Genomic DNA, 9,018 nt, shown 5'->3' on the forward strand with positions numbered 1-9,018 from the left:
ACCTGGTCCTCTTGCGGCGCCTCCTCAGCTGCCGCCGCTTCCGCAAGCGGCCTCTACGCTGTCATGAATGACAAAGATCGTGTCCATACGGGTCATGCGGAACACCTTGTCGACCATCGGGCGCAGCGCCGCGAGATCGAGCCGCTGGCCCTGCGCCATGCCCTTCATCGCGGCGACAATGGCGCCGAGCCCGCTCGAATCGATGAACTCCACCTGCCCCAGATCGAGCACCACCCGCGCCGCATCCGCCGAGACGGCGCTGCGCACCGCGTCCTTGAACTGGATCGCCACGGCGGAATCGATCCGCCCCTCCTCGACCCGGATGATCTGGGGATCGCCTGTCCCGAGAATGGTAAGATGCATCTGCCGGCCCCTGCACTGCTTTCCTGAACGGCAGGCTAGACGGCATTCCTTACCATTCGGTATGCAGGACCAAAGCTCTAGGGAGGAGACGGCATGACAGATGTGGTGATCACCGGCGCGGCGCGCAGCGCCATGGGCGGGTTTCAGGGCATGTTCACGGATCTGACCGCCGCCGATCTCGGCGGCGCGGCGATCCGCGCGGCGCGGGCGGAGGCCGGCGGCCCGGCAGTGGACGAGCTGCTGATGGGCTGCGTGCTGCCCGCCGGTCAGGGCCAGGCGCCGGCGCGGCAGGCGGGGTTCAAGGCGGGCCTGGGCGAAGAGGTGCCCGCCACGACGCTCAACAAGATGTGCGGCTCCGGCATGAAGGCGGCGATGACGGGGTTCGACCAGATCGCGCTCGGCCATGCCACCACGGTGATCGCCGGCGGCATGGAGAGCATGACCAACGCGCCCTACCTGCTGCCCAAGATGCGCGGCGGCGCCCGTATCGGCCACGGTCAGGTCATCGACCACATGTTCCTCGACGGGCTGGAAGACGCCTATGACAAGGGCCGTCTCATGGGCACCTTTGCCGAGGATTGCGCCGAGGCGTTCCAGTTCACCCGCGAGGCGCAGGATCAATACGCCATCGCCTCGCTCGACAATGCGCTGGATGCGGAGCGCTCCGGCGCCTTCGCGCGCGAGATCACGCCGGTCACCATCCACGCCCGCACCGGCGAGGAGGTGATCACCCGCGACGAACAGCCCGGCCGCGCCCGGCCCGAGAAGATCCCGCATCTGAAACCGGCCTTCCGCAAGGACGGCACGGTAACGGCGGCGAATTCCTCCTCGATCTCCGACGGCGCGGCGGCGCTGGTGCTGACCACGCTCGACAACGCGGCGGCCACGGGCGCGACGCCGCGCGCCCGCATCCTCGGCCATGCCAGCCACGCGCAGGCGCCGAGCCTCTTCCCCACCGCCCCGATCCCGGCGGCGCAGAAACTGCTCGACCGCATCGGCTGGAAGAAAACCGATGTCGATCTCTGGGAGGTGAACGAAGCCTTTGCGGTGGTGCCCATGGCCTTCATGAAGGAGATGGGCCTGCCGCGCGACGTGGTGAACGTGCATGGCGGCGCCTGCGCGCTCGGCCATCCGATCGGTGCCAGCGGCGCGCGCATCATCGTCACGCTGCTGAACGCGCTGGAAACGCGCGGGCTGAAGCGTGGGGTCGCGGCGATCTGCATCGGCGGCGGCGAAGGCACGGCCATCGCCATCGAGCGGATTTGAGCGCATCGCCCGCCGCCCGATCCCGGGGGGAGCCGCCCCGTGGGCGGGGGGCTCTGCCCCCCTCTCCCCCCGTTCCGTTCCGCGAAAGGCACCGTCATGACCGACTATCCCAGCCTCGCCCGCACCGTCGCCGCGCTCACCGAGAATGAGGACGACCCGGTGGCCCTGATGGCCACGCTCGCCTGCGAGATCCACCATGCGGACGAGCGGTTCGACTGGACGGGTTTCTACCGGGTCACCGCGCCCGAACTGCTGAAGATCGGCCCCTATCAAGGCGGCCATGGCTGTCTGACCATCCCGTTCGCGCGCGGCGTCTGCGGCGCCTGCGCCCGCACCGGGACGGCGCAGCTGGTGCCCGATGTGGAGGCCTTCCCCGGCCATATCGCCTGCGCCAGCTCGACCCGTTCGGAGCTGGTGCTGCCGGTGCGCGATGCCTCCGGCGCGCTGATCGCGGTGCTGGATATCGACAGCGACCGGCCCGACGCCTTTACCGAAGAGGATGCCGGGGCACTCCAGGCGATCCTCGACAGCGTCTTTGCCCGGTGAGCTGGGAGGGCTGGAGCGTCTTCGCGCTGTTCTGGGTGGTCTTTGTGACCTCGCCCGGACCGAACGCGGTGAACTGCATCCAGACCGGCATGAGCGCCGGCTTTGCCCGCGCGCTCTGGGGCGTGCTCGGCATCCTGACGCAGGCGCTGCTCTTCCTGACGCTCTCGGCTGTGGGGGTGACGGCGCTGCTGATCCATTCACCAACGGGCTTTCTGATCGCCAAGATCCTCGGCGCGGGCTTCCTGCTCTGGCTCGGCATCCGCAACTGGCGCGCGGCGTCCAGACCGCTGGCCATGGCGCATGCGGCCTCGGGCTCGATCTATACCCGCGCCTTCCTGATCGCCACGATCAACCCGAAATCGGTGGCGGGCTATCTCGCCGCCTTTTCGCAATTCGTCATGCCGGACGTGCCGATCTGGTCGCAGATGCGGGTGATCGTGCCCACCGCGCTCTGCATCACCGCCGCGAGCTATGTCACCTACACGGCACTCGGCGCGCTGCTCGGACGCGCCGCGCTTGGGGCGGTGGCGAATCTCTGGGTGCGGCGGGTGCTGGCGATCTGCTTTCTGGTCTATGGCGTGGCGCTGGGGGCCACCGCCCTGCCCTGAGGCTTGCGGCTGGGGCCGGGCTTTGCCACATGGGGCGGATGAGCGACGATTACGCACCGCCTTCGGGCGAGATCCCCGTCCTGCACGAAGATCACGAGCTCCTCGTGGTCGACAAACCCGCAGGCCTCCTGTCGGTGCCCGGCAAGGGCGCGCATCTGGCCGATTGCCTGATCGCACGGCTGGAGCGGGCGTTTCCGACAGTGCGGCTGGTGCACCGGCTCGACCGCGACACCTCCGGGGTGATGGTCTTTGCGCTGACCGCGCATGCGCAGCGCCATCTCGGCCAGCAGTTCGAAGCGCGGAAGACCAGGAAGACCTATATCGCCCGCGTTGCGGGGCGGTTGGAGCCGAAGACCGGCACGGTCGATCTGCCGCTGATCGTCGACTGGCCCAACCGCCCGTTGCAGAAGGTCGATCACGATGCGGGCAAGCCGGCGCTGACCGAATACAAGGTGACCAAGGCCAGCGATGCCGAGAGCCGGGTGCGGCTGCACCCGGTGACCGGGCGCAGCCATCAGCTGCGGGTGCATATGCTGGCGCTGGGGCATCCGATCCTCGGCGATCCGCTTTACGCGCCGGAGACGGCAGGGGACTTTCAGCGCATGATGCTGCACGCCGAAGAGCTGCGGCTGCACCATCCGGAGAGCGGGATCGGGGTAAAATTCCGCTCGAAAGCGCCGTTCTAAAGAGATTTCAGGCAGACTCGCGACCATATTTGACGCGAGAAATGTCCGGAGGCCGCGCCGGCCTTACCGGAGCGCCGTGAGTATTTGCCGGAAAGATGAAAGGCCTGCGCGGCGCGGGGAGGCGATGAGGTGCACCGCCTCCCCGATAGCGGTCACTCGGCGGCCCAGCCGCTCACCGCCTTGATCTCGAGGAAGTCGTGGATGCCGTGGATCCCGCCCTCACGGCCATTGCCGGACTGTTTCATGCCGCCGAAGGGCGCGCCGGGAGCGCGGCTCTTGCCGTTCATCTCGACCATACCCGAGCGCAGCTGGCGCGCCAGCCGGTGGCGGCGCTCCGCGTCCTGCGATTGTACGTAGTTGGTGAGCCCGTAGGGCGTGTCATTGGCGACCGCGACCGCCTCTTCCTCGCTCTCGAACTTCATGATCGACAGCACCGGGCCGAAGATCTCTTCGCGGGCAATGGTCATGTCGGGCGTCACATCGGCAAAGACCGTGGGGCGCACATAGAAGCCCTTGTTGAACCCTTCCGGACGGCCCGGACCACCGGCGACGAGCCTGGCGCCTTCCTTGATGCCGGTCTCGATCAGGCCCTGGATCTTTTCGTATTGCGTGGCATTCACCACCGGGCCGATATGCTTGCCATCCTCGGAAGGCGCGCCGACCTTCACCGTGGCGGCGACCTCGGCGGCGCGCTCGACGACGCTGTCATAGATCGGCGCCTCGACCATCATGCGCGAGGGCGCGTTGCAGCTTTGCCCGCTGTTCTGCATCATGTGCAGCACGCCGCGCTTCACCGCCGTCTCGTCCGCATCGGCGAAGATCAGGTTGGCGCCCTTGCCGCCCAGCTCCAGATGCACGCGCTTCAGCGTGTCGGCGGCAGCCTTGGAGATCGCCCGGCCGGCACGGGTCGAGCCGGTGAAGCTCACCATGTCGATATCCTCATGCGAGGAAAGCTGCGTGCCGACGCCGGCGCCATCGCCATTCACCAGGTTGAACACCCCCTTGGGGAAGCCCGCCGCATCCATGCATTCGGCGAAGAGCATCGCCGAGAGCGGGCTTTCCTCGGAGGGTTTCAGCACCATGGTGCAGCCGGCAATGGCCGCCGCGCCCACCTTGAGCGTGACCTGGTTCATCGGCCAGTTCCACGGCGTGATCAGCGCGCAGACGCCGACCGCCTCCTCGATCATATGGGTGTCGGGGAAGGCTTCGGAGAACGGCTTTTCAAACTCGTAGCGCTTGGCCGCCTCGATGAAGTTCTTCAGGTGAAAGGCCCCGGCCCCCACCTGATTGGCCCGTGCCAGCGAAATGGGCGCGCCCATCTCGGTGGAGATCGCCTGCGCCATCTCCTCGCCGCGCTCGGAATAGATCTCCAGCAGCTTCTCCACCAGCGCAATGCGCTCGGCCACCGGCGTGGCCATCCAGCCCGGCAGCGCGCGCTTGGCGGCGGCGACCGCCGCATCGGTATCGGCCTGTCCGCCCAGGGCGATCATCGCGCAGGGGTCTTCGGTGGCCGGGTCGATCACCGCGTGGTCACGCCCCTCCAGCGCATCCACCCAGACCCCGTCGATATAGAACTGACGCTTCTCAATCATGGTGTCTCTCCATCAGACTCAATTTGATCAAATCCTCCGCCGAGCGACACACTGTCACCCTGCACACCGAGCCGCAAGCCAGGGTCTTTACTTCATCGGTTTAGAAAGTATCTAAAGAACAAGATCAAAACCGAGTGATTTGGACAGGAAAGGACACCACCATGGCTCTTCGTATCAACGACACCATTCCCAACCTCCACGTCGTCACCGACCTGGGCGAGTACGACCTGCATGACTGGATCGGCGACAGCTGGGCGATCCTGTTCTCGCACCCCAAGGATTTCACCCCGGTCTGCACCACCGAGTTCGGCGCCGTGGCACAGCTTTCAGACGAATGGGCCAAGCGCGGCACCAAGGTGATGGGCATCTCGGTCGACGGTGTCGACGAGCACAAGCAGTGGAAGGGCGACATCGAAAAGACCGCCGGTGCCAACGCCGGCTTCCCGATCATCGCCGATGAGGATCTGGCCGTGGCCAAGGCGCTCGACATGCTGCCCGCCGATGCCTACCTGCCCGATGGCCGCACCCCTGCCGACAGCGCCACCGTGCGCTCGGTCTTCATCGTGGCGCCGAACAAGAAGGTGCAGCTGATGATGACCTACCCGATGTCGGTGGGCCGGAACTTTGCCGAGGTGCTGCGCGCGCTGGACGGCCTGCAACGCACCTATGAGCAGCCGCTCGCGACGCCGGCCAACTGGGAAACCGGCCAGGACGTGATCGTCGCCCTGTCTCTGGACGACGCCGCCGCCACCGAGAAATTCGGCGAGCTGGATATCAAGCTGCCCTATCTGCGCTACGCCAAGAACCCGGCCTGATCCGGGATCTGAGGACGACAGGAAAGGCCCGCCTGCCGTGGCGGGCCTTTTGCTTGCGGGCCCATTCCCGCGCATTGAGCCGGAGCCGGCCCTGTGCCACGCTGGTGCGGCCAGAGGATCGGAGGGCCGGGCCATGTCATCGCTGCTGCGCTATCCGGTGCTGGACGGCAAGACCTTCCTTGTCTGCGTCGGCGCCGCGAAATGCGCAACGAGCTGGCTGCACGGCTATCTGCACAGCCTGCAAGGCGCCACTGTGTCGCCTCTGAAGGAGCTGCATTTCTTCAACGCCAAATATCCGCAGAACGCGCTTGGCGATATGGAGGGGCTGGCGCTGGCCCGGCTGAAATTCCACCTGAACCAGCCGGACGACCCGGCCCGGGCGCTGCGCGAGCGGCCGAATTTCCGTGCCAGCATCGACCGCGCGCAGATGGTCTATGACGACAACGCCTATTTCGGCCATTTCGCCCGGCTCTGCGGCCCCGAAACCCGCGCCTTCTGCGACATCACCCCGGCCTACGCCGCCATCGGCGCCGAGGGGTTCGCCTGCCTACGCGACTTTGCCGCATCGCAGAACGCGGCGCCCAAGCTGCTCTTCATCCTGCGTGACCCTGTGGCGCGGTTCTGGTCGCAGCTGCGCCAGCTGGAACAGATGAATCCGGAAAATGCAGCGCTACGCAAATGGCCCGAGGCGCTGGAGGCGGGCCCGCTGATGGCCCGCGCCGATTACCGCGCCACGATCGAGGCGCTAGAGGCGGTGTTTCCCGCAAGCGACCTGCTCTACCTCTTCTACGAAGACCTGCTGAGCGAGGACAGCCTGCGCCGGCTCTGCACCTTTGCCGGGCTGGACTACTGCCCGCCCGCCTCCCGGACGCCGCAGAACGAAACGCAGATCCGTACCCGCTTGCCCGACGCCGCCCGCACCGCCCTTCGCGCAAGGCTCGACGCCCAATACGCCTTTTGCCGCGCGCGCTTCGGCGCGGCTCTGCCCGACGCGTGGGAGCGCTGAGCGGTGGCCTCCGGTATTCCTGACTGAGGCGCGCGCCCCGGACGTGCTATGATCTTCCGTGTTCAGAGTAGTTCTTTTCAAACCCACCGCTCTTTCGAGCGCATTGCATATTAGGAGTTGATCATGGCTGAAGACGGACTTGGGTTTCTGTTTTGGGAAACCGCAGAGGGAAAGACGATTGCCGATGACCACGCGGTTCGCAACGCGAGCGACGCGCTAAGCTGGCCGAATGGCAGCTTTCCCGCCGGCGATCACTACAAGGCGTTCGAGAATTTCGGCAACGCAAAGGAAACGATCCAGGAGAATATTGGCGGCCAGCGCGGCTCCGAGCCGGCCTGGGAGGACAATGTACCGCCCGATCTGATCGACGGGTTCGATTTCCTGCTCTAATCCAGAAGCCAAGACCGGCCCGGATATGCCGTTCCGGGCCGCTGACGCCGCGCCCTCAGATATCGAAGTAATAGGCCCCACCGCGCCCGCGCGCGATGGCGTGGCGCTCGATCATCCGGCGGGTATGTGGCCGCTCGGGGCCGCGATGCAGCGCCAGAAGACGCTCATAGGTGCCGTGATCGGCCTTTGTCCGGCGCGTGTTGTGGCGGATATATTCCACCCAGGTCGGGACGTGATAGGTCTCTTCCCAGATCCTCGGGTTCTCCAGATCGCGCATCAGCACCCAGTTCTGCGCCCCGTCGCGGATGCGAATGCGTCGGCGCTCGGCCATGACCTCAAGAAATTCCGCCTCGTCCCGGTGGTCGATCTCGAACCGGGTCACCGCAAAGATCGGCCCGCTGCGCGGCTGCACGTCGAGTTGCAGCATCGGCTCGCGGAAGAGATCCAGCGGCGACATGTCGAGATTGCCGTATTCCGGCAGCGGCTGGCGCAGTCCGACCGCCGCCGCCAGCGCCAGGGTCAGCGCCGCGCCCAGCAGCGCCAGCGTCAGCCCCTGCGCGTCCGAGGCGGCGCCCCAGATCCAGCTGCCAAGCGCCATGCCGCCGAAAGAGGCGCTCTGATAGAGCGCAATTGCACGGCCCACCACCCAGCGCGGCGTCGAAAGCTGTACTGTCACGTTGAAAAGCGATAGCGCCACCACCCAGCAGGCGCCGCTCACGAGCAGCGCCGGCAGGCAGAGCCAGATCACCGGTGCAAAAGCCAGAAGTATTGTCGAGCCGGTGCCCGCCAGCGCGGCGAAACGGATGATATGTTCGTTGTCGAAACGCTCGCGCAGCCGCGCGTTGGAAAATGCGCCGCCGATCGCGCCGACCCCGAAAGAGCCGAGCAGGATCCCGTAGGTGGTGGCGTCTCCGTTCAACCGCTCATGCGCGACGACCGGCAGCAGCGACAGCACCGCGACCGAGCCGAGCCCGAATAGAAAAGCCCGTCCCAGCACGTTCATCAGGTTGGGCGACATGGCGACATAGCGCAGACCCGAGCCGATCGCGAGGCGCAGCGGCTCGCGCGGGAGGCTGTTGTCTGGCAGCGGCGCCTTCCATAGCCACAGCGCAACGATCATCGCCACATAGCTCACCGCGTTCAGCGCGAACGCGGCGGCGGCCCCTGCGGCGGCCACGATGATACCCCCCACGGCAGGGCCGACCGAGCGCATGGCATTGAACGCCATGGAGTTCAGCGCCACTGCCGAGGGCAGATCGCTGCGCGGCACGATATCGCCCATCGAGGCCTGCCAGGACGGGTTGAAGAAGGTCGAGCCGGTGCCGATCAAAAAGGTCAGCAGCACCAAAAGCCAGGGCGTCATCAGCCCGGCCCAGGCCAGCACCGTCAGCAGCGATGCCGCCGCCATCATAAAGAACTGCGCCCCGATCATCACGCGGCGCCGGTCGTGGCTGTCGGCCAGGGTGCCGGCGAAGACCGCGAACAGCATCGTGGGCACCGTCACCGCCGCCTGCACCAGCCCCACCATGGCGTCGCTGTCGCTGATCTGGGTCATCATCCAGCCCGCGCCCACCGACTGCACCAGCGTGCCCAGATGCGAGACCAGCGAGGCCGCCCAGCGATTGCGGAAGGCGGGGATGCGCAGGACGGTGAGCGGAGAAGCGGAACGTGGCGGCATAAGGCCCCTTGAGCGGTTGCTGGGGAACCGGCGGTCGGGCCAGACGTCGCGTCCCTCCCCCGGCGCCG

At 66.7% G+C, this 9,018-nt stretch carries 10 protein-coding genes; 7 read left to right on the forward strand and 3 right to left on the reverse strand.

What is annotated here, in order from left to right; all coding sequences use genetic code 11:
- Positions 1 to 24: 24 nt before the first annotated feature.
- Entirely contained in the window at positions 25 to 363 is a 339-nt protein-coding gene (locus tag I6N89_RS09420) for an STAS domain-containing protein (RefSeq protein ID WP_076696200.1), read from the reverse strand.
- Between the two features lie 93 nt (positions 364 to 456).
- Between I6N89_RS09420 and I6N89_RS09425 the strand changes: the two genes are divergently transcribed.
- The 4 genes from I6N89_RS09425 to I6N89_RS09440 all read left to right on the forward strand — a co-directional run bounded on the left by I6N89_RS09425 (position 457) and on the right by I6N89_RS09440 (position 3,469).
- Positions 457 to 1,629 (forward strand): acetyl-CoA C-acyltransferase, encoded by a 1,173-nt coding sequence (locus I6N89_RS09425; RefSeq protein WP_207018127.1) that lies wholly within the window; start codon positions 457 to 459, stop codon positions 1,627 to 1,629.
- 96 nt (positions 1,630 to 1,725) lie between these two features.
- Positions 1,726 to 2,175 carry a GAF domain-containing protein gene (locus tag I6N89_RS09430; RefSeq protein WP_207018128.1) on the forward strand — a complete coding sequence of 150 codons (450 nt, stop codon included), beginning with the start codon at positions 1,726 to 1,728 and terminating at the stop codon, positions 2,173 to 2,175.
- Entirely contained in the window at positions 2,172 to 2,783 is a 612-nt protein-coding gene (locus tag I6N89_RS09435; protein ID WP_207018129.1) for a LysE family translocator, read from the forward strand. Before I6N89_RS09430 ends, I6N89_RS09435 begins: the two co-directional genes overlap by 4 nt.
- A gap of 38 nt (positions 2,784 to 2,821) precedes the next feature.
- Complete coding sequence (locus I6N89_RS09440) at positions 2,822 to 3,469, forward strand: RluA family pseudouridine synthase (protein WP_207018130.1); 648 nt, start codon at positions 2,822 to 2,824, stop codon at positions 3,467 to 3,469.
- Positions 3,470 to 3,621: 152 nt separating this feature from the next.
- Here I6N89_RS09440 and I6N89_RS09445 read toward each other — a convergent pair whose 3' ends face one another.
- A complete protein-coding gene (locus I6N89_RS09445; protein WP_207018131.1) occupies positions 3,622 to 5,061 on the reverse strand; it encodes an aldehyde dehydrogenase family protein in 1,440 nt (479 codons plus the stop codon).
- 161 nt (positions 5,062 to 5,222) lie between these two features.
- On the opposite strand from I6N89_RS09445, the gene I6N89_RS09450 reads away from it, so the two are divergent.
- From I6N89_RS09450 to I6N89_RS09460, 3 genes are all read left to right on the forward strand, one after another.
- Positions 5,223 to 5,876 carry a peroxiredoxin gene (locus I6N89_RS09450; RefSeq protein WP_207018132.1) on the forward strand — a complete coding sequence of 218 codons (654 nt, stop codon included), beginning with the start codon at positions 5,223 to 5,225 and terminating at the stop codon, positions 5,874 to 5,876.
- A 133-nt stretch (positions 5,877 to 6,009) separates the two neighbouring features.
- Positions 6,010 to 6,882, forward strand: a complete 873-nt coding sequence (locus tag I6N89_RS09455) for a sulfotransferase (protein ID WP_207018134.1) — start codon at positions 6,010 to 6,012, stop codon at positions 6,880 to 6,882.
- Between the two features lie 123 nt (positions 6,883 to 7,005).
- Positions 7,006 to 7,272 (forward strand): hypothetical protein, encoded by a 267-nt coding sequence (locus tag I6N89_RS09460; protein WP_207018136.1) that lies wholly within the window; start codon positions 7,006 to 7,008, stop codon positions 7,270 to 7,272.
- A 55-nt stretch (positions 7,273 to 7,327) separates the two neighbouring features.
- On the opposite strand, the gene I6N89_RS09465 is transcribed toward I6N89_RS09460, so the two are convergent.
- The gene (locus I6N89_RS09465) at positions 7,328 to 8,950 is read right to left on the reverse strand and encodes an MFS transporter (protein ID WP_207018137.1); all 1,623 of its coding nucleotides are present in this window, start codon (positions 8,948 to 8,950) and stop codon (positions 7,328 to 7,330) included.
- Between the last annotated feature and the right edge of the window lie 68 nt (positions 8,951 to 9,018).

The sequence above is a fragment of the Salipiger abyssi genome (assembly GCF_017311415.1).
Taxonomy (GTDB): Bacteria; Pseudomonadota; Alphaproteobacteria; order Rhodobacterales; family Rhodobacteraceae; genus Salipiger; species Salipiger abyssi_A.

Excerpts from the sequence above, each read along its gene's own strand:
- I6N89_RS09465 (WP_207018137.1), bottom strand. The coding sequence starts at position 8,950 with ATGCCGCCACGTTCCGCTTCTCCGCTCACCGTCCTGCGCATCCCCGCC.
- I6N89_RS09455 (WP_207018134.1), top strand. The coding sequence starts at position 6,010 with ATGTCATCGCTGCTGCGCTATCCGGTGCTGGACGGCAAGACCTTCCTT.
- I6N89_RS09430 (WP_207018128.1), top strand. The coding sequence starts at position 1,726 with ATGACCGACTATCCCAGCCTCGCCCGCACCGTCGCCGCGCTCACCGAG.
- I6N89_RS09450 (WP_207018132.1), top strand. The coding sequence starts at position 5,223 with ATGGCTCTTCGTATCAACGACACCATTCCCAACCTCCACGTCGTCACC.
- I6N89_RS09440 (WP_207018130.1), top strand. The coding sequence starts at position 2,822 with ATGAGCGACGATTACGCACCGCCTTCGGGCGAGATCCCCGTCCTGCAC.
- I6N89_RS09425 (WP_207018127.1), top strand. The coding sequence starts at position 457 with ATGACAGATGTGGTGATCACCGGCGCGGCGCGCAGCGCCATGGGCGGG.
- I6N89_RS09420 (WP_076696200.1), bottom strand. The coding sequence starts at position 363 with ATGCATCTTACCATTCTCGGGACAGGCGATCCCCAGATCATCCGGGTC.
- I6N89_RS09460 (WP_207018136.1), top strand. The coding sequence starts at position 7,006 with ATGGCTGAAGACGGACTTGGGTTTCTGTTTTGGGAAACCGCAGAGGGA.
- I6N89_RS09445 (WP_207018131.1), bottom strand. The coding sequence starts at position 5,061 with ATGATTGAGAAGCGTCAGTTCTATATCGACGGGGTCTGGGTGGATGCG.